General features: G+C 58.3%; 21 protein-coding genes. 17 read left to right on the top strand and 4 right to left on the bottom strand.

What is annotated here, in order from left to right; translation table 11 throughout:
- Nucleotides 1–4 precede the first annotated feature (4 nt).
- Both ACQZ63_RS22605 and eutC read left to right on the top strand, forming a co-directional pair.
- A complete protein-coding gene (locus ACQZ63_RS22605) occupies nucleotides 5–1,396 on the top strand; it encodes an ethanolamine ammonia-lyase subunit EutB (RefSeq protein WP_112286156.1) in 1,392 nt (463 codons plus the stop codon).
- 1 nt (nucleotide 1,397) lies between these two features.
- Entirely contained in the window at nucleotides 1,398–2,204 is an 807-nt protein-coding gene (gene eutC, locus ACQZ63_RS22600; protein WP_003516961.1) for an ethanolamine ammonia-lyase subunit EutC, read from the top strand.
- A 146-nt stretch (nucleotides 2,205–2,350) separates the two neighbouring features.
- On the opposite strand, the gene ACQZ63_RS22595 is transcribed toward eutC, so the two are convergent.
- Complete coding sequence (locus ACQZ63_RS22595) at nucleotides 2,351–2,737, bottom strand: limonene-1,2-epoxide hydrolase (protein WP_025591684.1); 387 nt, start codon at nucleotides 2,735–2,737, stop codon at nucleotides 2,351–2,353.
- 156 nt (nucleotides 2,738–2,893) lie between these two features.
- On the opposite strand from ACQZ63_RS22595, the gene ACQZ63_RS22590 reads away from it, so the two are divergent.
- Complete coding sequence (locus ACQZ63_RS22590; protein ID WP_065687652.1) at nucleotides 2,894–3,811, top strand: AraC family transcriptional regulator; 918 nt, start codon at nucleotides 2,894–2,896, stop codon at nucleotides 3,809–3,811.
- Nucleotides 3,812–4,509: 698 nt separating this feature from the next.
- On the top strand, nucleotides 4,510–6,315 hold the full coding sequence (locus tag ACQZ63_RS22585; protein WP_112286155.1) for an adenylate cyclase: 1,806 nt from the start codon (nucleotides 4,510–4,512) through the stop codon (nucleotides 6,313–6,315).
- Nucleotides 6,316–6,489: 174 nt separating this feature from the next.
- Here the strand turns inward: ACQZ63_RS22585 and ACQZ63_RS22580 are convergent, their stop codons facing one another.
- The 3 genes from ACQZ63_RS22580 to ACQZ63_RS22570 are packed head-to-tail and all read right to left on the bottom strand — an operon-like array spanning nucleotide 6,490 to nucleotide 8,932.
- The gene (locus ACQZ63_RS22580; RefSeq protein ID WP_173998661.1) at nucleotides 6,490–7,512 is read right to left on the bottom strand and encodes a DUF2955 domain-containing protein; all 1,023 of its coding nucleotides are present in this window, start codon (nucleotides 7,510–7,512) and stop codon (nucleotides 6,490–6,492) included.
- Entirely contained in the window at nucleotides 7,502–8,608 is a 1,107-nt protein-coding gene (locus ACQZ63_RS22575; RefSeq protein ID WP_035252442.1) for an HlyD family secretion protein, read from the bottom strand. Before ACQZ63_RS22575 ends, ACQZ63_RS22580 begins: the two co-directional genes overlap by 11 nt.
- 39 nt (nucleotides 8,609–8,647) lie before the next feature.
- On the bottom strand, nucleotides 8,648–8,932 hold the full coding sequence (locus ACQZ63_RS22570) for a hypothetical protein (protein WP_035200796.1): 285 nt from the start codon (nucleotides 8,930–8,932) through the stop codon (nucleotides 8,648–8,650).
- Between the two features lie 426 nt (nucleotides 8,933–9,358).
- Here ACQZ63_RS22570 and ACQZ63_RS22565 point away from each other — a divergent pair, with 426 nt between their 5' ends.
- The 13 genes from ACQZ63_RS22565 (at nucleotide 9,359) to ACQZ63_RS22505 (ending at nucleotide 23,606) form a co-directional block, all read left to right on the top strand.
- Nucleotides 9,359–10,618 (top strand): alpha/beta hydrolase, encoded by a 1,260-nt coding sequence (locus ACQZ63_RS22565; RefSeq protein WP_236776521.1) that lies wholly within the window; start codon nucleotides 9,359–9,361, stop codon nucleotides 10,616–10,618.
- Nucleotides 10,619–10,670: 52 nt separating this feature from the next.
- Nucleotides 10,671–12,836 (top strand): mechanosensitive ion channel family protein, encoded by a 2,166-nt coding sequence (locus tag ACQZ63_RS22560; protein ID WP_111802819.1) that lies wholly within the window; start codon nucleotides 10,671–10,673, stop codon nucleotides 12,834–12,836.
- Between the two features lie 52 nt (nucleotides 12,837–12,888).
- Nucleotides 12,889–13,320 (top strand): hypothetical protein, encoded by a 432-nt coding sequence (locus ACQZ63_RS22555; protein WP_013637556.1) that lies wholly within the window; start codon nucleotides 12,889–12,891, stop codon nucleotides 13,318–13,320.
- Between the two features lie 65 nt (nucleotides 13,321–13,385).
- Entirely contained in the window at nucleotides 13,386–14,033 is a 648-nt protein-coding gene (locus tag ACQZ63_RS22550) for a MarC family protein (protein WP_003516981.1), read from the top strand.
- Nucleotides 14,034–14,076: 43 nt separating this feature from the next.
- Nucleotides 14,077–14,550, top strand: a complete 474-nt coding sequence (locus ACQZ63_RS22545; RefSeq protein ID WP_013637555.1) for a hypothetical protein — start codon at nucleotides 14,077–14,079, stop codon at nucleotides 14,548–14,550.
- Between the two features lie 370 nt (nucleotides 14,551–14,920).
- Nucleotides 14,921–16,072: a transporter substrate-binding domain-containing protein gene (locus ACQZ63_RS22540; RefSeq protein WP_060641975.1), complete on the top strand. Its 1,152-nt coding sequence runs from the start codon at nucleotides 14,921–14,923 to the stop codon at nucleotides 16,070–16,072.
- Between the two features lie 12 nt (nucleotides 16,073–16,084).
- The gene (locus tag ACQZ63_RS22535) at nucleotides 16,085–16,693 is read left to right on the top strand and encodes an ANTAR domain-containing response regulator (RefSeq protein ID WP_003516987.1); all 609 of its coding nucleotides are present in this window, start codon (nucleotides 16,085–16,087) and stop codon (nucleotides 16,691–16,693) included.
- A 249-nt stretch (nucleotides 16,694–16,942) separates the two neighbouring features.
- Nucleotides 16,943–18,193: a transporter substrate-binding domain-containing protein gene (locus tag ACQZ63_RS22530; RefSeq protein WP_013637553.1), complete on the top strand. Its 1,251-nt coding sequence runs from the start codon at nucleotides 16,943–16,945 to the stop codon at nucleotides 18,191–18,193.
- Nucleotides 18,194–18,349: 156 nt separating this feature from the next.
- A complete protein-coding gene (gene urtB / locus ACQZ63_RS22525) occupies nucleotides 18,350–19,243 on the top strand; it encodes an urea ABC transporter permease subunit UrtB (protein WP_013637552.1) in 894 nt (297 codons plus the stop codon).
- Nucleotide 19,244: 1 nt separating this feature from the next.
- Nucleotides 19,245–20,384 carry an urea ABC transporter permease subunit UrtC gene (urtC, locus tag ACQZ63_RS22520; protein ID WP_013637551.1) on the top strand — a complete coding sequence of 380 codons (1,140 nt, stop codon included), beginning with the start codon at nucleotides 19,245–19,247 and terminating at the stop codon, nucleotides 20,382–20,384.
- A 1-nt stretch (nucleotide 20,385) separates the two neighbouring features.
- Nucleotides 20,386–21,135, top strand: coding sequence for an urea ABC transporter ATP-binding protein UrtD (gene urtD, locus ACQZ63_RS22515; RefSeq protein WP_013637550.1), 750 nt, complete (start codon nucleotides 20,386–20,388; stop codon nucleotides 21,133–21,135).
- Nucleotides 21,135–21,830, top strand: coding sequence for an urea ABC transporter ATP-binding subunit UrtE (gene urtE / locus ACQZ63_RS22510; protein WP_003516996.1), 696 nt, complete (start codon nucleotides 21,135–21,137; stop codon nucleotides 21,828–21,830). Before urtD ends, urtE begins: the two co-directional genes overlap by 1 nt.
- A 24-nt stretch (nucleotides 21,831–21,854) precedes the next feature.
- On the top strand, nucleotides 21,855–23,606 hold the full coding sequence (locus ACQZ63_RS22505) for a nitrilase-related carbon-nitrogen hydrolase (RefSeq protein ID WP_025591675.1): 1,752 nt from the start codon (nucleotides 21,855–21,857) through the stop codon (nucleotides 23,604–23,606).
- Nucleotides 23,607–23,626: the final 20 nt, after the last annotated feature.

Raw genomic sequence — 23,626 nt, 5'->3', positions numbered from 1 at the left:
ACAAATGCCCTATACGACGACAATCGAGCAGACTGTCTTCCGCTTTGATGACTTGAAAATGCTGCTTGCGAAAGCAACCCCGGAGCGCTCCGGCGACCAGCTGGCCGGCATTGCGGCGCAAGGCCCGGTCGAGCGCTTGGCAGCCCAGATGGCGCTGGCCGATCTCCCCTTGAAAGCATTTCTCGGCGAGGAGCTCATTTCGTCGGAGGATGACGAGGTTTCCCGACTGATCGCGCAACGGCACGATCCGGCAGCCTTTTCCGCAGTTTCCTCGCTTACTGTCGGTGAATTGCGCGAATGGCTGCTCAAGCCCGAGACGTCGCATGAGCGGCTGGAGGCGGTGACCTTCGGACTGACGCCGGAAATGGTCGCGGCCGTGTCGAAGATCATGCGCCTGCAGGACATGATAGCTGTTTCTGCCAAGCGACGTGTCGTGACGCGATTCCGAAACACGATCGGGCTCGCCGGGCGGCTTTCCACCCGCAACCAGCCCAACCACCCGACCGATGACAGCCGCGGTATCATCGCGTCTGCCATCGACGGGCTGCTGATGGGGTCGGGAGATGCCGTGATTGGCGTCAATCCCGCGACCGATGCGACGGATGACTATATCCGCATCGTTTCCTTGCTCGACGAATTGCGGGAAAAGCTTGCGATCCCGACACAGACCTGTTGCCTTGGCCATGTAACGACGGCGATCCAGGCAATCGAACGCGGTGCGCCGGTCGATCTCGTCTTCCAGTCGGTGGCGGGATCGGAAAAGGCCAATCGCGGCTTCGGCATCGATCTGGCGCTTCTGAAGGAGGCACATGAGGCGGGGCGGTCGCTTGGTCGTGGCATGCCGGGCGCAAACGTCATGTATTTCGAGACTGGGCAGGGCGCGGCGCTTTCGGCCGATGCGCATTTCGGCGTCGACCAGCAGACGATGGAGGCACGTGCCTATGCCGTGGCGCGCGAGTTCGATCCACTGCTCGTCAATACGGTCGTCGGTTTCATCGGGCCGGAATACTTGTTCAACGGCAAGCAGATCATCCGTGCCGGCATCGAGGATCATTTCTGCGGCAAGCTCCTTGGCCTGCCGATGGGCGTCGACGTCTGCTACACCAACCATGCCGATGCTGATCAGGAAGACATGGATACGCTGTTGACGCTCCTCTGCGCAGCCAATGTCAATTTCGTCATCACCGTTCCCGGCGCCGACGATATCATGCTGAACTACCAGTCGTTATCGCATCACGATGCCGTCTATTGCCGCGAGACGCTGAAGCGGCCACCCGCACCAGAGTTCGAGAAATGGCTTTTCGAAATCGGCCTGACCGATCCAGATGGCGCGCTGGTCGGCGAGCCTGTCGCGCTTTCCAATTATGTCCGCAACAGCGCATTCATCGGAGCCTGACATGGAAGAGGTGCGAGAACCCACTGCTGCCGGAAAAAACCTCACTATCAAGGATATGACCGATGCGCGTGTTTCGCTCGGCCGTCATGGCGCGGGTCTTCCGACACGCGCTCAACTCGCATTCCTTCTCGACCACGCGCGGGCACGCGAAGCGGTCTGGACGAGCGTCGACCGGCCCTCGCTGGCAGACAGGCTCGATCGTCTCGGCCTTCCGGCTGTCAATGTCGATAGCATGGCAAGTGACCGCAGCACCTATGTGCGGCGGCCGGATCTTGGCCGGCGGCTTGCGGCGGAATCCGAAAAACGGCTGAAACATGAGAGAACGATCAATGGCTATGATGTCGCAATTATCGTCGCGGATGGCCTGTCGTCCCACGCGATCGATCTCAATGCCGTGCCGTTGATCGAGGCGCTTGTTCCGAAGCTCGCTATCCTGAACCTGACCGCTGCACCAATTGTGCTGGCGAGCCAGGCGCGCGTCGCGCTCGGCGATCCTGCCGGTGAGGCATTAGGTGCAAAACTGACGATCGTGCTTGTCGGCGAACGTCCGGGACTTTCAGCTGCCGACAGCCTCGGTGCTTACATCACTTACGGTCCCAAGTCGGGAAACCTGGATTCCAGCCGAAATTGTGTCTCCAATATCAGGGATGGTGGTCTGCCGGTCTGCGAAGCTGCCGAGATCATTGCGACGCTGACCAGGGATATGATGAGGACCCGCGTCAGTGGCGTGGCGCTCAAGGCTGCCATGGTGGAGTTTCTCGAAAGACATGACAATTCGCTTCCAGCTAAAGACCTACTGACTATTTGAAGTCTTTGCGGTGAGAAGCCTTCGGGACGTGGCCCATCTGCTTTGGAAGGATTGCGGCCTGTCGTCGAAAGTCCAGTCGACTGCCTTGTGTTGAGTGCGGAGACAATAGTCCCTGCACTCAACATCATCGTTCGCAAGCTGCCGTGCTAGCCGGCAGAGAACTTCTGGACGGCGGTTACGTCGAAATAGTCCCGCCATTCGACAATCTTGTCGCCTTCGAGCTCGAAAATTCCCATGATCATCACGCGCCCGATTTCACTGCCGTCGGCGCGCTCGAACCGGTCAAGCCTTTCGGTGAGAACGCGGGATCCATCGGCGGCAATCGCGAGCATATCGATATGGACTGTCGATATTCCCAGCGATGTCTCCAGTCCGTCGATCATCGCAATGGCCTCGTCGGCGCCCGTCGTGACTGACACGCCTTCATTGACCCAGCGCGTGGCGGGTGTGAACCAGCGGCGCACGGCTGGCCTTCCGCCGTCTTCAACGAACGTGGCGCAAAAAGCCGAAACGGTTTCGATTGGGGTGGGCATGGCAGTTTCTCCTGGGCCATCAGAAGCCCCGTTGGCCTCTGTCTTGCCGCGATATTAGGATTTCGACCCCAATGCCACGATGCCGAAACTTCCGGCACTCTTGCCTGATCTTCCGGAATACTTGATAAAACTGGGCAATCGACTTAGGGTGACTCCATGAGCGAACTCGACAAAATACGCGCCATCGCCATGCGTCATGCTGGCCGTCCCAGTCTTAAATTGCCGCGACTGTTCGCGTATACTCTCGACCATACGACCGAGGTCGATCCGCTGATCTACGATCCTGCGGCGTCCCTGGTGATCCAGGGTACGCAGCGCATGTTTATCGGCGACAAGATGTTTGAATACGGACCCGGCCAAAGCATGATCGTCGCAGCCGAGATTGCCGCCTTGGGCCAAGTTTGCGAAGCGTCGCCAGACAGACCGTTTGTCGCAATCGGTTTATATCTGGACCCGCCTATGCTGTCCGACCTCGTCCTTGAGATGGCGGCGATGCCGGAGTTACCGATGGAATCGGGATACGGCGTCAGCACCGCGAGCGCGCCGCTTCTCGGTGCTTGGGGGAGATTGGTAGAACTGCTCGATCGCCCATCCGAAATCCACGTTATGGCTCAGTCTCTGGAGCATGAGCTGATGTTTCGGCTACTGATGGGGCCGCATGGCGGCCTGCTGCGTCAGATTGCCGGGGCTGACTCGCGTCTGATGCACATCCGAAAGGCAATGGCCTGGATACGCGACCACTACGCCGAACGTCTCGATTTCAAGGCGGTCGCGGCACTTGCCGGCATGAGTGTATCCGTCTTTTACGATCGCTTCAAAGCCGTCGCCGCCGTCAGTCCGCTTCAGTATCAGAAATATATCCGGCTCCACGAGGCCCGCCGACGCATGATCGCGAACCAGGCAGGTGCAGCCGAAGTTGCGTTCGCCGTCGGCTATGAGAGCGCGTCGCAGTTCAGCCGCGAATACAGGCGTCTCTTCGGAGCGCCCCCGGGTCAAGACACCAAGCGAGCAAAGGCTGGCCTGGGGGGCATCAATCCGCCAAAAGCACCCGGTGCGCGGCCAGAGGTTGCTTGAACCGCTGACCGTAGTCCTGACTGACCGCTGCGACGACACTCGCTCGTAGAGTCAAAGCCTCGCGCCATCGCGTGACGCGCGGGAGACCCTGAGATATCGTCTGCGTTATGGCTGGGTCGATGAAACCGAAGTACCGGAAAAGAGGCGCGAACACCGCATCGACCATCTCGAAGATCGCGATGCCAGCGGCATGAGCCGCGCAAGCCTGCATCGCCATTTTCTGGCGATAACAGCGTTCAGTCCTAGTCAGTACCACAAGCATCTCAGATTGCAGGAGGCCCGACTAGCAGCCGGCCATAGCGCCTCGCAATTCACGACTGGAATGCAGGCGCTTTGCCCAGTTGCCAGAGTCAACTCTGTTACAGTCGAAACTACGGCGTTGCCGTCCACGGAAAGCGGACGTATCAGTCGGCATAGATGATGGAAATGTAGCACCACCGGGAACATGCTGTTGGGACGCCAAGAACATGGCAACCAGCTCGCTCTCGATCTTAAATGCCTGATCGGGTGCAATCGTCGGGCACCGCAACTAACGAAACGTTTGCTCAAGGCGTTAGCCTTATGTGCATATAAAGACAAAAACAGCGGGCTTTCACAGGCGACGGCTCGACGGAACAATGGACGCGCCCATATCTCGGGTGTAAGCTCACAACACACTACACGCATGCGATGAATCTCGAGGGGGACGGGAGGCGGCTATGCAGACGACGGTGTCCACGGCTTCAACTGCAGCACGAGACCCTCCGGGAGTAGAGGAAATCCGGTCGCAACTCGAACGCATCGTCGCGAGCGCGGAGTTTCCCGGCTTGGGGCGAAGTGCCGCATTTCTGCGATATGTTGTCGAGGAAGCCATCGCCGGGCGGGCCGCCCGCATCAAGGGTTACTCCATCGCAATTGAGGTATTCGGCCGCAATGAAAGCTTCACGCAGGACGATCCGGTCGTGCGGATCGAGGCCGCGCGTCTAAGGCGTTCGCTAGAACGTTATTATCTGGTGGAAGGTCACAAGGACCCGGTCAGGATCGACATACCGAAGGGCGGATATGCCCCGGTGTTCTCATTGAATACTGCGGTCGTTTCCAAGAAGGTCGATAATGGGTCCGTTCCGGCATCACAGCTATCGCCGATGGTCCGATGGTGGAGCGTGAGGCGGCTTTCACTTACTTGCCTTGCCCTGCTTACGGCTGCGTCTGCCTATCAATTCTCAAGTCACTCAAGATTGGCGCCAACAGAAGAGTTAGCCGAAAGCACGGCTCCCGACAGACCCGCCCTAATTGTGGCTCCTTTCGCCAATTTGGGCGATGGACCAAACGCCCAGTTATACAGCCTCGGGCTTACGGAGGAGCTTCTGACTGCCCTGCCCCGCTTCAAGGAGATCAAGGTCTTTGGTCGCGAGACGTCCAAAGCGCTGCCGTCGGACGTCGATGTATCCAAAGTTAGGGAAGAGCTTGGGGCCCGTTATCTTCTGACCGGGGGTGTGCGAACTGCTGGAAACAGCCTGCGCGTGACAGCCCGTCTTCTGGACACCGACGATGGCGAAATAGTCTGGTCCCGGGATTATGACAACGATCTCGGATCGAAAGACCTGTTTTCCATACAGGCGGACGTGGCCAGAAGAGTCGCCACCGCCATTGCGCAACCATATGGTGTGATGGCACAGGCCGACACCGCAAATCCTCCACCGCAGGATCTTGGTGCATACGAATGCAGCCTGCGCTTTTACGCATATCGTAGCGAGCTCAGCCCCGAAGAGCATGCACACGTTCGCGAATGCCTGGAAACATCCGTTGCGCGGTATCCGACCTTTTCCACTGCCTGGGCGATGCTATCAATCATCTATCTCGATGAAGACCGCTTCAAATTCAATAGGGGCCAAGGTCCGGAAACACCATTACAGCGGGCGCTTCGCGCGGCGCGGCGGTCGACCCAGCTTGATGCGAGCAACACGCGAGGGCTTCAGGCGTTGATGATGGCCCTGTTTTTCAACCGGGAGCTTACCGAGGCGATGCGAGTAGGCGAAGTGGCCCTCGCTACCAACCCCAACGACACCGAGTTGATGGGCGAGTTCGGCACCAGACTAGCCCTTGGCGGCCAGTGGCAACGGGGAGCCAACCTGCTTGATCAGGCTATCGCACTCAATCCAGGCGGCAGCGGCTATTATAACGGCACACGCGCTCTTGCAGCCTACATGCTCCACGACAATTCAACCGCCGTCCGCGAGATCACCAAGGCTGATATGCAAAAATTTCCGCTGTTTCATGCGGTTGCGGCGGTCATATACGCAGATGCCGGAATGATGGATCAAGCCCGGCACGAGGCAGAGATTTTCGTTCGAATGCGCCCGGACTTCCTGCCAAACGTCGTTGAAGAACTGGCGATGCGGAACGTACAGCCAGGTGATCGTGACCGACTGGTAGAGGGACTTCGCAAAGCCGGAATGCTGCCTCCCAAGGTTAAAGAACCCGCTGCGATAACCATCAGTGCTTCGGATTTGCAGCCGCGCTAGCGCAGAGGCTTAATACGCTGAAAATCGAAATGCCGCCCGCTGCGACGTACCAAACGGGCAGGTAGGAAAGGTGACGCCAATATCTCTTTCCTTCAGGCCTTTTTCGAACGCCCACATCTTACGCGGATACTTCCAGATCCACGCACCGCTGTAGAAATCAGACGAGCTGCGTTTTCATGGGTTTATCCTTCTCAGGTGCGGCCTTCTGGGCCACAGAATGGTGGCGAGCAACAGAGTGTAGGTCAAAGCTAACGCGATATAGACAATGCGGGTGGCGAAGCTTTCCGCAGCACTGCCAGGCAGGGGCGACACACCGAGCCCGAACAGGATAAGGAAAATCGTCAGAGCACCGGCAAACATCGGCGCCTCCCTGGTACGAGCTGCTGCCCGACCTCCCAGAAAGAGGGCAACGACAAGGACAATCAGAAAGATCGAGAACAGGCTGGGGCGAAGCGTGAGGATCGCATAAGCTAAAGATGCGAGGACGCCGCCGAATAGATTGACCATTATAAGCCCAACAGCTGCCCGCGTGCTTGCGGCGACGTCGAGCTGGCCGAGTAAGGATGCAACGGTGATCGGAATGACCGCCGCGGCCGTCAGATTTTCGCTCGTCAGGCAGATCACGACAGATGCCAGCAGGATCAGCGTATTGGCCAATGCTCTCAGCAGAGCCGGCGGCTGGTCGAAGGATGGCGCGGCACTTCCGTCCAGAACTACCGGTTCGGGAAAGATCGCATGGGCGAGCCACATCAAAAGCGTGCCCGACAACACGCCACCAACAAGAATCGAGAGGATGGAATTGGCCAACTCATCGTTCAAAATACCGAGCAGCGGAACGATGATCGCGACCACCAACACCAGAAAGACCGCAGGCCCGCCCTTTCCCGACGCCTGTAAGGCAAAACACAGGAAATAGGTTAGCCCCAGAAGCAGGAGAAAGGGAACAGGACGATTGCCGAGGCTGCTGGTCAAGATCATCATCGCCATTCCCGCGACCAGAATGACGAGCGCCGCGCCAAGTGTCTTGGCAAGCGGCATCGGTCGAGAGCTTCCCAGCAGAAATTGCGCGGCGAAAAGCGGCCCGAGGAACGGAACAAAGGCCCCCCAATACACCGCCAGCACAAAGCCGATCGAAACCGCAAGAGCGACCCGCAATCCTTTTCGTTTCTGCTGGGCGGCGGTGCTGTCAGTTGACATAGGTGAGCACCGACATGATACGGATCCAGAGTGATCCCCAAGCATTGGTGACCGGATTGTTACCGGTATAGATGATGACGGTCGCCTGCGAACCGTAGCGCACGCCGCCCTTGGGTCTTTGAGCTTCATCGATATTGAGACGGACCGGAAACCGCTGCGCTTCCTTGACCCAGCCGCTGTCACTGCGCATGGTTGGCAACCCGGTGCTCGGATCCGTGCTCCCTTGCGAGACACCGAAGCCGACGCTTTCTACCGTGGCAGGGAACAGTCGGCCTGGAAGGGCATCAAAAAGGATTTCCGCCCTGTTGCCGACGACGACATTTTCGAGGCTGTTCTCCTTGAACGCGGCATTGATCCAGATGGTGCCCACATCGATAAAGGTCATGGCCGGTTGGCCGGCTGGCAAGACCTTGCCACTGGTGAGCTGAAGGTTTGTCACGACCCCGGACGAAGGCGCCCGCACTGTGGTATGCATCAGGTCCAGCCTGGCCTTCTCCAATCCCGCAAGAGCTGCGCGCAGTTGCGGATTGTCGTTTCCGGAAGGGCCGAGCTGCTCGCGGGCCTTGGTGAGATCAGCCTGCGCACCGGAAACCGAGGCCTCTGCCTGATCGAAGGCAGATTTGGCGGCGTCGAAACGGGCTTTTGAAAACACGCCGTTTTTGAGGAGTTCGGAGGCCCTGGCATATTGGTCGCGAAGGTTGTCCCTGTCGGCACGGATCTGGACAAGCTTTGCTTGGGCGGCATCCACCGCAGCGGTCGATGCGCCGATTGACTGGCCGACACTGGCCAGACCGGCCTCCGCCTCGTTCACGGCGAGTTGGTAGCGCTGGGGATCAATTCGGAACAGGATCTGGTCGGCCTCCACCCGCGTATTGTCGTTAACGCCCACTTCCACGACGCGACCTGTGACTTCAGGCGCTATACCAACGACATACGCCTGGACCTGCGCTTGAGATGTTGATGGTGTCCGCCGCTCCATGAAGATTGACAGCACGAACAGGACCAGCGCCAGACAAACGACAGCGAAAGCGATCCTCCGCAGGGGATTGCGGGGTGGCGGGGTAGTTACAGGCTCGTGTGATATCTCGGAAGCCACGATCTCGTTCCTTCGAAGTTAACTGCCCATCCGGCGGAATTACACCGGGCGCGGACCAGGTGAGCGATGAAGAGAGACAACGGTGGCTCGGGCGAGAGCATCTTCAATCTCTCTGCCAAGGGCCGCCAACAATTCCCTGTATTCGGCCACACGGTCATCTCGGACCGGATCGGAAGAAGCCGCCTCCCATCTTGCCAACTCCGTCTGGGCTTCGGCAAAATCCTGGCAGATTTCACAGAATATGACGTCCCGCGACGCAAGCTCGTTGATGGCCTGAACTCTTGTGGGAAACCGCAGCCTGACCGCAGCCACACCTTCATCCATTGTCCTCTCCCACCGTCACAGCGTCACGGCGACGCCGAATGTCTCGATGGCATATTCTTTGATGAAGCGCGGCTCGTGCAGTATGTTACCGTAATATACGCTGGTGCGGTCAGCTTACCGGGGTCGGATTGCAGCACCGTCAAGGCCTCGCATGTTTTACCACGCTAGCGAGCGGGCGAGAAAGACGACGGTTACGGGGCCGCGTGTGATTGTCTCTGGCAACTTCCACACTTTCACGCATTCAGATGACGGCATCGTCCGCCGGATGCCCGTAACATACCCGATGTTACGGGAAAACAGCCCGTCATTCGCATAGGTTTTTTGTGCGCCGACGTGGCGAGGACAAAGCTGTGACAAATGGCGGCGGGCGATCTGGTGAACGGCAACGATACAAGGGACCTCCGTAACGGACGCTTTCCATATCGAATGGGAAGGCTCCCTTTTTGTGTGATGTTCGCAGCTCTCGTTGGTTGCGGCGGCCACGCGAAAAACGTTCTTGTCCCTGTTGCCGATAGCGCCCCCACATCCACCAAGGTGGACATGCTGATCACAACAACGCGTAGTCGCTCCGCGAACAAAGGCGAGATGTTTACGGGTGAACGCGCAAGGGATGCCGCCTTCGCGGAGATCACCGTGTCCATCCCTCCGGGAAATGTCCGCAAGATTGGTAATGTTGCCTGGCCGAAAAGGATTCCTCCCAATCCAGCCACTGATTTTGCGACGTTAAAGGCACAGGAAATCAGCCGCGACGATGCCCGGAAATGGCTGAGCGCTTCCGTCAGAAAGAGCCGTGACGGCAGCGTGCTGGTCTTCATTCACGGCTTCAACAATCGATTTGAAGACTCGGTCTATCGCTTTGCCCAAATCGTCCAGGATTCCGGCGTAGCGAGCGCTCCCGTACTGGTCACCTGGCCGTCGCGCGGAAGCCTACTTGCGTACGGCTACGACCGCGAGAGCACCAACTATACGCGCAATGCCCTGGAGTTGCTTTTTCAATATCTGGCCAGGGATAAGCAGGTGAAGGAAGTTTCGATCCTTGCTCATTCCATGGGTAACTGGCTCGCGCTCGAGGCGCTTCGTCAAATGGCCATTCGCAATGGAAGCCTTTCGGCCAAGTTCAAGAATGTGATGCTCGCATCTCCCGACGTCGACGTCGACGTCTTCCGGCAACAGATCGCCGACATGGGCAAAAAGCATCCGAAATTCACTTTATTTGTCTCCCGGGATGATCGGGCATTGGCCGTGTCCCGCCGAGTGTGGGGCAACGTCGCGAGGCTTGGCGCTATCGACCCTGAGCAGCCTCCCTACAAGAGTGAATTGGCCGAAAGCCAGATCTCGGTAATCGACCTCACCATGATCAAAGCCGGGGACAGCCTCAACCACGGGAAGTTCGCGGAGTCGCCAGAGATCGTCCGGCTGATTGGAGCCCGGATTTCTGATGGACAGACTTTGACGGACAGCAAGATTGGCCTTGGAGATACGATCCTTGCAGCAACAACCGGCACGGCAGCGGCAGTGGGCAGTACCGCAGGGCTGATCCTTGCCGCTCCGGTTGCCGTCGTCGATGCCGACACCAGAGACAATTATGCCGGGGGCGTTCAGTCCCTTCTTGGTTCAGGTGGCACGACACGGAAATCATCGCACTGCAACACACCGAACACTTCGACTGAAGCATGTCATCACTAGCGGGTCGAGCGTCCTTCGGAAGGGCGCCGAGGTACCACAACAGGGACAGACAATGGTAATGCGCCTGAAATTTTTGCTGATGAAAATATCTCGCACGTCTATTGCGGCGATGCTCATCCTTTTCGTTGGCATCTCAGCCGTAGCAGCGCAAATGCCTGGCGCGCCCGCTCCGGCGGAACAACCACCCAATGTCCAGCACTTCATCACCCTAATGTCGGATCCCGATGTTCAGAAATGGTTGCAGCACGTTGCTCGTGGAGCGAATCCTGAAGCGCCGCCTTCGACCAGCGCAGAGGCGGGTCCCTCGTTTGCCGCATCGACAATGCGTTTCCGCGCCCATGCCGCCGCAATGGTCGACGCTGCACATTCTTTTCCGTCCGAAGCAATGCGTGGCGCCGCTTTACTTGAGCAGGACATCAAGACGATTGGCGGGACCCGGCCCATCGTGCTGGTGGTCGCGTTTGTTGTCGCAGGACTTGCCGCTCAATGGGTATTTTGGTGGATCAGTGCTGGCTGGCGGTCATGGATGGCGGAAGCCTCGTTCACGACCGTTTGGCACAGGATTATTGCCATAACCGCCCGGCTGCTCTGGGCGGCTTTTTACGTGCTGTCGTTCGGGCTGGGCAGCATCGGTTTCTTCCTGCTTTTTGAGTGGCCACCGATCGTTAGGGAAATCGTCGTCGGCTTCCTGTTCGCTGTCGTCATTTACCGCCTCGCCAGCGCAGTACTGGATGTGTTTTTGGCGCCACGCTCGAACGAGAAAGGCCATTTCCGCGTGGTTCCGATCTCTGACGAGACGGCAGGTCACTGGGCAAAACGACTGAGCTATCTCGTGGGTTGGTACGCCTTTGGCTGGGTGACCATTCGGCTTCTCGGTACGCTTGGCCTATCGATCCCGGCGCGGCAGCTCGCGGCCTACTTCCTGGGTTTCATTCTTCTCGGCATTGCTATCGAGGCCATATGGCGACGCCCGCCTCATTCCTCCACGTTACAGGGCAGCCGGATTGGATTGAATGGTCGCAACTGGCTTTGGACTGCCTATTTAACCGGTATCTGGTTGCTCTGGGTGGCGGGCGCGACGACGCTTTTCTGGATTATGGTCGTCTGCGCCGCATTGCCAGGCGCGATCGTTCTTACCAAAGCATCTATAAACAACATTCTGCGCCGCTCCGGCGCTGAAGAGGATGGTCATAAACGTGTCACAGTGGTTTCGGTTGTCGTCGAGCGTGGGATAAGGGCAGCCCTGATCGTTGCAGCCATCCTCTTCCTCGCCGATGTCATGGACGTTCGACTGACCGAGATGACGATGCAGGATTCACCCGCGCTACGGCTCTTACGTGGAGTGCTAAGCGCCGGCATCATTCTCCTCGTCGTCGATCTGGCATGGAATGTCGTTAAAGTGCTGATCGATCGGAAAATGGGAGACACGGAAGCCGCGCTTGAGATTGGAAGCGAGCGGGAGCGGCGGCGTACCCGTTTGAGAACTCTTCTACCGATCCTGCGCAACTTCGTCATGATCCTTTTTGCAGCGATTGCGATCATGATGGCCCTGTCTTCACTCGGAATCGAGATCGGACCATTGATCGCCGGTGCTGGCGTCGTAGGCGTCGCCATTGGCTTTGGTGCGCAGACCGTCGTCAAGGACATCATCAGCGGCATGTTCTATCTACTCGACGATGCATTCCGGATTGGTGAATACATTCAGAGCGGCAGTTACAAAGGAACCGTCGAGGCGTTCAGTCTCCGCTCGGTCAAGCTTAGGCACCACAGGGGCCCGATATTCATCGTCCCATTCAGTGAACTGGGTGCCGTCCAGAACATGAGCCGCGACTGGTCAGTGGTCAAATTCCTGCTGTCCGTGTCCTACGAATCCGACGTCGCCCAGGTCAAGGCAATCACCAAAGCCGTGGGCAAAGCCCTGTACGATGACCCCGAATTCCAGCCGTTCATTATTGAGAACCTCAAAATGAAAGGCGTCGAAGAGATCACAGACATTGGAATAAAATTGAGCTTTGGGATGACGTTGAAACCTACCCAACTGCAATCGGCCATCCGTCGCAGAGCTTATGCAATGCTGCGGGAAGCATTCAACGCCCAAGGCATCAAGATCGCCGTTCCGACCGTGCAAGTCGCAGGCGGAAAGGAAGAGGGTCTTGCTGCCGCTGCCCAACAGGCGCTGGCAAAACACAACGCCGTGACCGTGCCCGGGCCAGCTTGATCACGAAGTGAACCAGGCGAAACGCCATCAAAGATCACAAGGAGGATATGAAATGAAAACCTCAAAAATCGTATCACACCTACTCAGCCTGATCGCCGTGCTGATGCTGATCAGCATACCGGTTCTTTTACCCTCGACCGCTGAAGCCCGTCGTGGGGCTGCAGCCTGCGGCCCCCGAGGCTGCGGTGTGGCGGCGTGCGGACCGCGCGGTTGCGCTGCTGCCGGACGTCGTCATGCACCCGCATATCGCCCTGCCCATCGGCCTGCGGCCCCGGCCTACCGGCCAGCGCGGCGCGGCGTTGTCGTTGTTGCTCCCCGCCGCTACTGGCGGCCGGGCGCCGCGATAGCTGCAGGCGCAGCCATTGGCGTCGTCACCGGTGCAGCAGCTGTCGCACTGGCTGGTACACCGCCGCAGCCCGGCCAGTGCTGGTATTACACGTCTCCGGCCAAAACGACCGGCTTCTGGGACGTTTGCCCGCACTGAAACTGCTTGGCTGGGACAATCATGCTGCTCGCGCACGCGCAGATCATCAACGAAGGGGATCTTCCATGGACTTCAACACCATCGACGCCACGCTTGTCGGAAAGCTTCTTCTTTTGCTTTTGATCGGCATGGGTCCAAAAATTGCCCTCGTGCCGTTTCTTGAGAAAACCCATAGTTTCGACACCGCGACCAAAGTGCGCATCGGCCGCCAGATGGTACTGACAGCACTCGTCACAGCACTGATCCTCTTTGCGACCGGCGCGCTTCTGATGCGACTTCTCCACATAACCGGCGGCGCCGTCGCTGTGGCAGGTGGCATCATCCTTGCGCTCATAGCGATCAAGATGGCATCCGGACCGACGGAAAAGCCGCATGACGAGCTTGCCGATCCGATCGATCCGGACAAACTCGCAGTGTTCCCGCTTGCGGTTCCCTATTTGCTCAACCCCGTCGGCATAACCGTCATAATCCTGGCGTCTGGCGAAGTTGTCTCAGTCGCCAGCGCGGTAGTTGTCGCTGTTCTGATCCTGATTGTCGCTGCTTTCGACTATGTCGTTTTTACCAATACCGACAAGCTGTCCAAACACATGAAGCCAGCGAGCATGGTCGTCTCAGAGGTCGTGTTCGGGATTTTGCTGACCGCTGTCGCAGTCCAGCTGATTGTCAGTGGGCTAGGGCGTCTAGGGATCATTGCGCCGGCGGTGGGCCATTGACCCATAGGGCGCAGCCTCTCCAGGCGGCTCGAAGGGAATGCGCATGATGACTGATCGAAGGAAAAATGCTCTCGCTTACGGATCACTCATCGTGCTCCAGTCCCTGGCGGTCGCATTCCTGCTCCGGGTTATCTTCCCGATCTTTTACGCCGTCGTCACCCATCTTGGCGAACGCCAACAAGTGCCCGTGTCGACATTGCTCACAATCCTTGCGGTTGCGCTGCTTTTACAGGCAAGCTACTGGACAAGAATGCGTTGGGTCGAGGTCCGCGCACCGTTCCACTCCATATTCGTATCTCACCTCTTATCGTTTGCCGCACGCCTGGCCTTCCTGTTCGGAGGCGTCTTGTTCTCAACGATCTTCTTTCGACACTTGCCGGAATCCAACACGCTGCCTCCGCTTGGTCACACGGTTCTGCAGGGGGCTTTGATCCTGTTGGTACTGTTCAGTTTTTTTTGCTACTCCGTCGAACTTGAACGCCTTGCGAAGGCGATCGAAGATCCAGCTGAGACATAAATTGCCTCCGGTTACAGCTCAGCAATGTGGTGTTGGCCGCCGCTGTCGAAGCCGACTTGGCGGTGGAACCGATGTCCATATCGCGTTCCATCCAGGCTACCGAATAGCGCCGCGCGGATGAAGGGTAGTTAGACATCGCTCGGTGGAGCAAAGAGGGTGTGTGCGTATTCTCGATGCTCAGGCGAACACGCGGAAGAATTTTGATCCCATGATTTTAGATTTGCGAGTGTTTTCAGCTCTCCTCTATGTTGCCACCGGACAAGGAAACTGACATCATCGTTTTGCAGGCTTCAACGGGCCGCTGATATTCCATGAGCAGGGTAGCTCTCGACCGGAAACGGGCGGGAGCTTTTTTATTTTTTGGTGGGCGATGATGCATTCAGAAAGCTGGCGGGTCGGTGTGCTGTTCTCCGAGACGGGTGTGACCGGAGCCGTCGAAAAAACCCAGAGGTTCGCGACCTTGCTGGCGATTGACGAAATCAATGCGGCTGGCGGCGTCCTTGGCCGGATGATCGAGCCTGTCGCCTATGACCCTAAATCGACGCCCAATCTCTATAAGGAACTTGCGGTCAAGCTTTGCGACGAGGATCGGGTCCGGGTCGTTTTCGGTTGCCATATGTCTAGCACCCGCAAAGCCGTACTGCCCGTCATCGAAGCTCGAGATGCCCTGCTATTCTATCCGACACTGTATGAGGGGTTTGAATACTCTCGGCACTGCATCTACACCGGGGCCGCACCCAACCAAAACTCCGTGCAGCTGGTCGACTTCCTCACCAAGCATTATGGAAAGCGGGTTTTCCTTGTGGGTTCGAACTACGTCTACCCTTACGAATCCAACCGGACGATCAGCGATCTCTTTCTTCAGCTGGGCGGTCAGGTGCTGGACGAAATATATGTTCCTCTCAACCTAAAACCCGAAGATGTCGCCAAAATCATCCGGCATATTCGCGCGGCACGGCCGGATGTCATCTATTCGACAATCGTCGGCGACGGTATCATTCCCTTCTACACGGCGTTCAAAGAGGCGGGTTTTGATTCAGCGACGATGCCAATCGCCAGTCAGTCGACAAGCGAGGCCGACGTGATCCGGATGCGGCCGGAAGTGGCCGAGGGGCATATCACCGCGGCCCCGTTTTTCGCCTCCCTGAATACGCCTCGCGCGCGTGCCTTCGTCTTGGCTTACCAACAGCGATACGGCCAGCAGATGCTGCCGACCGCGCCGGCCGAAGCGGCCTATTTCCAGGTCTATCTCTATGCGGGAGCTTTGCAGCGGGCCGGTGGCGACGGGCTGGAGCAGCTTCTTCCAGCCCTTTACGAGGTCGAGTACGACGCTCCGCAGGGCGCTGTGAAGATAGACCGGCTGACGAACCACACCCATCTGTGGCCAAGGGTTGCAAAAGTAAATGCGCAAGGCAGCTATGACATCGTCCATGACCCGTCGCTGCGCGTGGCGCCAGATCCCTTCATGCGAGAATATCGCCCGGATCTGACGCAGCCGTTCCCACATCGTGTTCAGGTCTGAGAAGGAGCGACGATGTCTTTCGCCCTTCTCAGAGATTTGCGGGACCTCAAGGTTCTGGTGATTCATCCCCGGACATCCGAAGGAGAGTTTCTCGTTGATCACCTGCGCCGTATCGGTTGTACGGTCAGTTGCCTCTGGCCGGTCCCTGCCGAGTTGCCACACGGCACGGATGTCGTCTTTCTTGCCATGGAAGACGAGGCGCGACCGGAAATCGAACGCCTGCTGAAGTGCCTCCCCAATCCCGCTCCGACCATGCTCGCCATCGTCGGTTACGAAAATCCCTCCACATTGCAGATCGTTCTGGAAAGCGGCGCGCTTGCCATTGTCGAGAGACCGATCAAACCGTTCGGCCTGCTGACAAATCTCGCCATAGCGCGCAGTCTCTGGCTTGAGCGCCAAAGGCTCGTCAAGGAAGCCCGTAAATATAAGCGCAAGGTCTTGGGAGACCAGAAGCTTGCCCGGGCAAAGGCCATTCTCATGGCCAATCGCGGCACGAGCGAGAATGAGGCGTATCGTGAAATGCGCGAGCAAGCGATGGCTCGGCGGGTCCCAATCGATGAAATCGCCAATTCGATTATCAACGCCGAACAGCTCTTGCGCCCTTCCCAAAAACATGATTAGTTTTTGATGTGTTCCAGATGAACACCTCCGGCACATCCCTTCGTTTCGCGAAGCCATGTGCCGCTGTTGCACGCGGCGCAGCCGTGATGCGATGATGGCAAGGGTGCCCGCAGGCTGTGAAAAGCCTCGCGGGTTTTTTGTTATCTGCTGACAGTGAAGTCGGCCTTCCAGTATTTTTTCGGCATGAAAGCCTCGCCGTAGAGCCGGGCAGTGCCGTCGCGTGCGCCAATCAAAAAAAGGGGAACCAAGATGGTGTTCAACAGACGTGACTTTCTGAAAACCGCAGCCACAGCTTCCGCCGCACTCGCCTTGCCGGCGCTGGGCGGCCGGGCATTTGCAGCCGATGCTATCAAGGTCGGTGCGCTCTACTCCCAGACGGGCGGGCTTTCTGTCGCCGAGAAGCTTCTCGCCAACGGTGTCATGATGGCCGTGGCCGAAATCAACGCAGCCGGCGGCGTTCTTGGCCGCCAAGTGGAAGTCGTCGTCGAAGACGGCGCTTCCGATCCGAAGACCTTCAGCGAAAAAGCATCGAAACTGATCCTCAAGGACAAGATTTCCACCATCTTCGGCTGCCACACCTCTGCCAGCCGCAAGGCCGTGCTGCCGATCTTCGAACGGCGCGGCGCGATGCTGTTCTACCAGACGCACTATGAGGGCTTTGAGTGCTCGCGCAACGTCGTCTATTCCGGCGCCGTTCCAAACCAGCAGCTCTCCAACTACATTCCCTGGATTGTCGAGAAACTGGGCAAGAAGAAGTTCTTCATCGTTGGCTCCAACTATGTCTATCCGCGCGAGATGGCCAAGGTTTCCAAGAAACTGATCGAGGCGGCGGGCGCAGAATGGGTGGCGGACGAATATCTGGAACTTGGACACTCCGAATGGGCTGTCATGGTCAGCAAGATCAAAGAATCGGGCGCCGACGTGGTTCTTTCCAACGTGGTTGGCGACTCGATCATCGCCTTCTACCGCGAGTTCAAGAACCAGGGCCTCTCGCAGGAGGTCATCCCGATCTGCGCGACAGTGACCTCCGAAATCGAGATCGCCGCCATGGGCGCCGAATATGCGGCGGGCAGCTACACATCATTTCCATATTTTATGTCGATCGAAACGCCGGCCAACAAGAGCTTCATCGAACGCTTCAGGACCTTCGTCAACGATCCGAAGGCAGTGACATACCATTCGCTCGAGGCCGCCTATTTCCAGGTATTCCTGTGGAAGCAGGCAGTGGAGAAATCCGGCGATCTGTCCGCCGATGCTATCAGGGCCGGCATTCGTGGCCAGACCTATGACGCGCCCGGCGGCAAGGTGACCACCGACCCCGACAACCTGCATTGCTGGCTGACGCCGCGTATCGGCCAATGGCAGCCGGATGGACAAAGCAAGGTCGTCAACGCCTACCCGTCACCGATCAAGCCGCTGCCCTATTCGGCCTATGGCGAGACGGAAAGCAATCTTTTCTGCACCAGCAACGGTCTCGACGCAGCAAAGCTCAAGGGCTGACCCCTCTTTCCGCGTCCTCCCGCCAGCCATGCCTGGCGGGATCATGTCTCGGCAAGGCGGATCTGCGTTTTTTCCTCTGCTCGGTGCCAACCCGATTTTAGGGCAGGCAAGGAGCAGGACAAAGTCTGATCCGCCCTTCTCACGAACGGTGGCGTTATGCTCGACATTCTCTTTATCGGCCTCAGTCTCGGCTCAATCCTTCTTCTGGTGGCACTCGGTCTTGCCATCACCTACGGCGCCATGGGCGTCATCAACATGGCCCACGGCGAAATGGTCATGATCGGTGCCTACGTCGCCGTCCTCTCGGGCATCTGGCTGAAAACAGGCCTTCTGTTCGCAATTCCCCTGGCTTTTGTCGTGACCGCCCTGCTCGGCCTGGTGATCGAGCGGGTGGTGGTGCGCAGGCTTTACGGCCGCCTGCTCGACACGCTTCTTGCCACCTGGGGCATTGCCATCCTTTTGCAGCAGGCCGTAAGGCTCGAATTCGGCCTCAGCTTTTTCGGCATTCATATCGAGGGCCTGGGAGCCGGACTGCAAAACGTCGCCGTGCCTTCGTATCTGCAGGGCACCTTCAGGTTCGCCGGCGCCGACATCAACGCGTATCGCACCTTCATCATCGCGGTGACGGCCACGTTGACGCTGGCGACATGGTTCATTCTCTACCGGACGACAGCGGGCATGCAGGTGCGCGCCATCATCCGTAATCCAAAAATGGCCGCCGCTTGCGGCATCGATGTGAAACGCATCAATGCCCTGACTTTCGCCTTCGGTTCCGGCCTTGCGGGCGTCGCCGGCGTAATGATGTCCGGCTTCAAGACCGTTTTCCCCGACATGGGCACGACGATGGTCGTTGACGGTTTCATGGTCGTGGTGACCGGCGGGGTCGGCAGCCTTTTCGGCACGGCCCTGTCGTCAGGGCTTCTGGGCGAAATCAATGCGCTGGTGGCGATTGGAACGAACGACATTCTGGCGCGCGCCGTCGTCTTCGGGGTCGTCATCCTCGTCATTCTCGTCAAGCCCAGCGGGCTATTCTCGTTCAAGGGGCGCTAACATGAGCATCGAACGAAAATTCCAGATCGCCGCCTATGTGCTTTTCATCGCGGTGATTTTTGCAGCGCCGGTTTTCGGTGACGAATTCTGGCTGAACCGCATTTCGAAATATCTGGTCTACGGCATGCTCGGCGTCGCCATTGCGCTCACATGGGGATATGCCGGCATTCTCAATCTCGGCCAAGGGCTGTTTTTTGGCCTGGGCGCCTACATGCTCGCCATGTCGCTGAAACTGTCGAGCCTGACCAGTCTGCAACAGGGCTCCGACAGGCCGGTTCCGGATTTCATGCTGTGGAATGCCGAGCCCGGCGCGCCGACGGAACTTTGCTGTATCAACAAGGGCTCCTTCCTCTGGCTTCCGTTTCAGAGCCAGTCCGTGGGTCTCGTGCTTGGCATCGTGCTTCCCGTCGTGATCGCCGGGGCACTCGGCATGCTGGTTTTCCGCAAGCGTATTTCCGGTGTCTTTGTCTCGATCATCACCCTGGCGCTTGTTCTGCTTGTGCGTCTCGTCATGGTCGATGCGCAACCGGTGACGAACGGTTTCAACGGCCTGACCGATCTTGGCTGGCTGACGATCGGCGGCATCGAATTCGACCCCTACAGCCGGGCAACCTATTATCTGTGCGCCGCATGCCTGTCCCTGACGCTCATCGGCGCGCGTCTCATCGTGGAGACCCGTGCAGGTATGATCCTACAGGCGATCCGCGACGATCAGCTTCGCGCCCGCTATCTTGGCTTCGACGTCTCTCTTTACCAGGTATTCTTCTTTGTCATTTCTGCAGGCATCGCCGGCGTTGCCGGCATGCTCTATGTGGTCGTCGCGGAGTTCGCCTCGCCGACCTTCATGGACCTGTCTTTCTCGGTGACGATGGTCGTCTGGGCTGCCGTCGGCGGCCGCTCCTCCCTGCTCGGCGCCTGCATCGGCGCGATCCTGATCAACATGATCGAGGCCGAGGTCAGCGAGACCGAAGCGCTGGTCGAGGCCTGGAAAGCGATCATCGGCCTCATCTTCGTCCTTGTCGTCCTGTTCATGCCGCGGGGCCTTGGCGGCGTCGCGCACGATGTGCTGCGGCAGTTTATCCGCCGTGTCAAACCAGGCCCGGCATCCTCATCGTTACAGCAACAAAGCGAGGCATTGTAATATGAGTGCAATCGCATTGACCATCGACGGTCTCAGCGTCGATTTTGGCGGATTCAGAGCCGTCAACAATGTCAGCATTACCGTTCGCGATGGCGAGTTGCGTGTGTTGCTCGGCGCAAATGGCGCCGGAAAGACAACTTTGATGGACCTGGTCAGCGGCAAGACCCGCAGCACAAAAGGCAGGGTCTTCGTCTACGACACAGACATCACCAACTGGCCGGAACACAAGATCGCCCGCGCCGGGATCGGTCGAAAATTCCAGATCCCCAGCATTTTTCGCGATCTCACCGTGCGGCAGAATCTGGAGGTCGCCAATTGCCGCAATCCATCGGTGTTTGCCAATCTCCGGTTTGGATTTTCACGCGCCGAAGCCAAACGCGTCGATGAGGTACTCGCCCTCACCGGCCTCGAAGCGGAGGAGAATGTGACTGCGGCTTATCTCAGTCATGGCCAGACGCAATGGCTGGAACTGGGCATGCTCATCGTCCAGGATCCCAAGGTTGTTCTGCTGGACGAGCCGACGGCGGGCATGACCCAGGCCGAAACCCGCAAGACGGCCCAGATCATCAAAAATCTCAAAGGCCGCCACACCATCCTCGTCGTCGAGCACGACATGGGGTTCGTCCGTGAAATCGCCGAACGCATCACCGTTCTGCATCTGGGAGAGGTGCTCGCCGAAGGAAGCGTCGGGGATATCGAGAGCAATCCGAAGGTCCGCGAGGCCTATCTCGGTTCGAAAGGAATATCCTGATGCTGACATTGAAAAACGTACACAGCTACTACGGCCGCAGCCATATCCTGCACGGCGTCACGCTTGATATCCCGGCGGGAAAGGTAACCAGCATTCTTGGCCGCAACGGTACCGGCAAGACGACCCTGTTGAAAACCCTGATGGCGCTGACCGACCGTATGACGGGCGAGATGCATCTGCAGGGGAAAGACATAGGCTCATCTTCGACGCATATGAGGGCACGGGCCGGGATCGCCTACGTCCCCCAGGGCCGGGAGATCATTCCCGATTTCACCATCCGCGAGAACATCCTGATGGGCGCCTTTGCGCGCACCGATCGCAAACGCGAAATTCCGGCACTGGTGCCGGAGCTTTTTCCATATCTGATGGCCAACCTTGATCGGCCCGGCGGTGTGCTTTCGGGCGGCCAGCAACAGCAGCTCGCCATCGCCCGCGCACTGGCCGCGGATCCGAAGGTACTGCTTCTCGATGAACCCAATGAAGGCATCCAGCCCTCGATCGTCGAGGAGATTGAAAAGATCATCATCCGGCTCAATCGCGAGATCGGCATGACGATCATCCTCGTCGAGCAGAACGTTGCATTTGCGCGGCATGCCTCTCACCACTTCGCCATGCTGGAGAAGGGAGGTGTGGTCGCGGCCGGCGCCATCGACGCGCTCTCCGACGCGCTGGTTCATAGGCATATGGCTGTTTGAAAAGACGCATCCTTTCATAAGACAATGGGAACAATCATGACACCGACACAAAGCTACACCGCCGCCGCTATCCAGTTCGAACCGACCATGTTCGAAAAGGCGCGCAATATCAGCCGGCTGAGCGCCCTTTGCGAGGAAGCGGCGCAGGCCGGCGCCCGCCTGATCGTCACCCCCGAAATGGGGACGACAGGCTATTGCTGGTTCGACAGGGCCGAGGTGAAGCCCTTCGTCGAGGCGATCCCCGGACCGACAACCGATGTTTTCCAGGCGATTGCCCGCAAACACCGCTGCTATATCGTCGTCGGCATGCCGGAAGTCGATCCGGCGAGCGATCTCTATTACAATACGGCAGTTCTGATCGGTCCGGATGGCATCGTTGGTCGGCACCGCAAGTCGCATCCCTATATCGCCGAGCCAAAATGGGCCGCAAATGGCGACATCGTGCACGAGGTCTTCGAAACGGAGATCGGACGTATTTCAATGCTGGTGTGCATGGATCTGCACTTCTTCGAAACGGCGCGGCTGGAGGCTCTGGCCGGTGCCGACATCATATGCCACATCTCCAACTGGCTGCAGGAGCGCGCGCCCGCTCCCTACTGGATCAACCGCGCCTTCGAAAATGCCTGCTATGTCATCGAAAGTAATCGGTGGGGTCTGGAAAGAACCGTGCAGTTTTCCGGGGGAAGTTGCCTGATCGAGCCCGACGGAACGGTTGCCGCATCCATCGACACAGGCGACGGAATTGCCTATGGCAAGGTCGATCTTGCCCGTGCCCGTCGCCGCGAGGTCTTAAGCGAACCGGTCTTCAAGACGCGCCGGCCCGAGCTCTACATGAACATGATGACCAACAGCTTCACCTGGAACCCTGGCGATTACTTCCGCCTCTATGGCTATCAGCCAATCCCGCGCGGACGCAGATCGCGTGCAGCCGTTGCCCAGTTCGCGCCAACCTCGGTCATTGCAGACAATATTGCCCACATAACAAGGCTCGCAAACGAGGCTAAGGCGACAACGGCGCCGGACATTCTGGTGTTCCCGGAACTGTCGCTGACCGGACTTGAGGCCCCGCAAACGCGTGCGGAGCCGCTGTCTGGTCCCACCGTATCCGCCTTCGTTCGTCTGGCCATGAAGCTCGGCTTTTATATCGTCGCCGGATTTGCCGAAGCGGACGAAGACAGGATCTATAACAGCGTGGTCCTTGCAGGGCCGGAGGGGCTGGTGGGCAGCTATCGCAAGACGCATCTGGGCGTCGCCGACAGTTGGGCAACGGCCGGCGACGAATGGAAAATCTACGACCTTGCCATTGGCCGGGTGGGCCTGGCGATTGGCCACGACGCGCTTTATCCGGAAGCCATCCGTTCGCTTTCACTCATGGGATGCGATCTTGTTGCCTGCCCTTCGGCGATCGCCGGCACCTTCACCGGCAGCCATGGCGGTACGAAAATCCCGCACAACTATCCGATCCCAAAGGGCGCCGATCCCTACCACTGGCATGCGCTTCGCGTTCGCGGCGGCGAGAACAACGTCTATTTCGCCTTCGCCAATGTGCTGGACCAGGAAAAGGGTTATCTGGGCAAGAGTGCGGTATTCGGGCCGGATTCCTTTGCTTTTCCACGTCAGGAATCGGCGATCCTGGATGAGGAGGGGATTGCCGCTGCGGCTGTCGATACCACCAATCTCGACACGCCATATCCGACGAACATCGTCCGGCGAAAAGACCTTGTCGTCATGCGTCAGCCGCATCACTATCAGCCTCTCGTCAAATGGCATCAGTAAAAGGCGGCACAATGTCGACG

It is taken from the genome of Agrobacterium sp. CG160-95 (genome assembly GCF_053521725.1).
Note: the sequence above shows the minus strand (reverse complement) of the source record. Positions and strands in the feature narration are given on the sequence as shown.

Coding starts and splice junctions, on each gene's coding strand:
- ACQZ63_RS22605 (WP_112286156.1), top strand. CDS start 5: ATGCCCTATACGACGACAATCGAGCAGACTGTCTTCCGCTTTGATGAC.
- eutC (WP_003516961.1), top strand. CDS start 1,398: ATGGAAGAGGTGCGAGAACCCACTGCTGCCGGAAAAAACCTCACTATC.
- ACQZ63_RS22595 (WP_025591684.1), bottom strand. CDS start 2,737: ATGCCCACCCCAATCGAAACCGTTTCGGCTTTTTGCGCCACGTTCGTT.
- ACQZ63_RS22590 (WP_065687652.1), top strand. CDS start 2,894: ATGAGCGAACTCGACAAAATACGCGCCATCGCCATGCGTCATGCTGGC.
- ACQZ63_RS22585 (WP_112286155.1), top strand. CDS start 4,510: ATGCAGACGACGGTGTCCACGGCTTCAACTGCAGCACGAGACCCTCCG.
- ACQZ63_RS22580 (WP_173998661.1), bottom strand. CDS start 7,512: ATGTCAACTGACAGCACCGCCGCCCAGCAGAAACGAAAAGGATTGCGG.
- ACQZ63_RS22570 (WP_035200796.1), bottom strand. CDS start 8,932: ATGGATGAAGGTGTGGCTGCGGTCAGGCTGCGGTTTCCCACAAGAGTT.
- ACQZ63_RS22565 (WP_236776521.1), top strand. CDS start 9,359: ATGGGAAGGCTCCCTTTTTGTGTGATGTTCGCAGCTCTCGTTGGTTGC.
- ACQZ63_RS22560 (WP_111802819.1), top strand. CDS start 10,671: ATGGTAATGCGCCTGAAATTTTTGCTGATGAAAATATCTCGCACGTCT.
- ACQZ63_RS22555 (WP_013637556.1), top strand. CDS start 12,889: ATGAAAACCTCAAAAATCGTATCACACCTACTCAGCCTGATCGCCGTG.
- ACQZ63_RS22550 (WP_003516981.1), top strand. CDS start 13,386: ATGGACTTCAACACCATCGACGCCACGCTTGTCGGAAAGCTTCTTCTT.
- ACQZ63_RS22545 (WP_013637555.1), top strand. CDS start 14,077: ATGATGACTGATCGAAGGAAAAATGCTCTCGCTTACGGATCACTCATC.
- ACQZ63_RS22540 (WP_060641975.1), top strand. CDS start 14,921: ATGATGCATTCAGAAAGCTGGCGGGTCGGTGTGCTGTTCTCCGAGACG.
- ACQZ63_RS22535 (WP_003516987.1), top strand. CDS start 16,085: ATGTCTTTCGCCCTTCTCAGAGATTTGCGGGACCTCAAGGTTCTGGTG.
- ACQZ63_RS22530 (WP_013637553.1), top strand. CDS start 16,943: ATGGTGTTCAACAGACGTGACTTTCTGAAAACCGCAGCCACAGCTTCC.
- urtB (WP_013637552.1), top strand. CDS start 18,350: ATGCTCGACATTCTCTTTATCGGCCTCAGTCTCGGCTCAATCCTTCTT.
- urtC (WP_013637551.1), top strand. CDS start 19,245: ATGAGCATCGAACGAAAATTCCAGATCGCCGCCTATGTGCTTTTCATC.
- urtD (WP_013637550.1), top strand. CDS start 20,386: ATGAGTGCAATCGCATTGACCATCGACGGTCTCAGCGTCGATTTTGGC.
- urtE (WP_003516996.1), top strand. CDS start 21,135: ATGCTGACATTGAAAAACGTACACAGCTACTACGGCCGCAGCCATATC.
- ACQZ63_RS22505 (WP_025591675.1), top strand. CDS start 21,855: ATGGGAACAATCATGACACCGACACAAAGCTACACCGCCGCCGCTATC.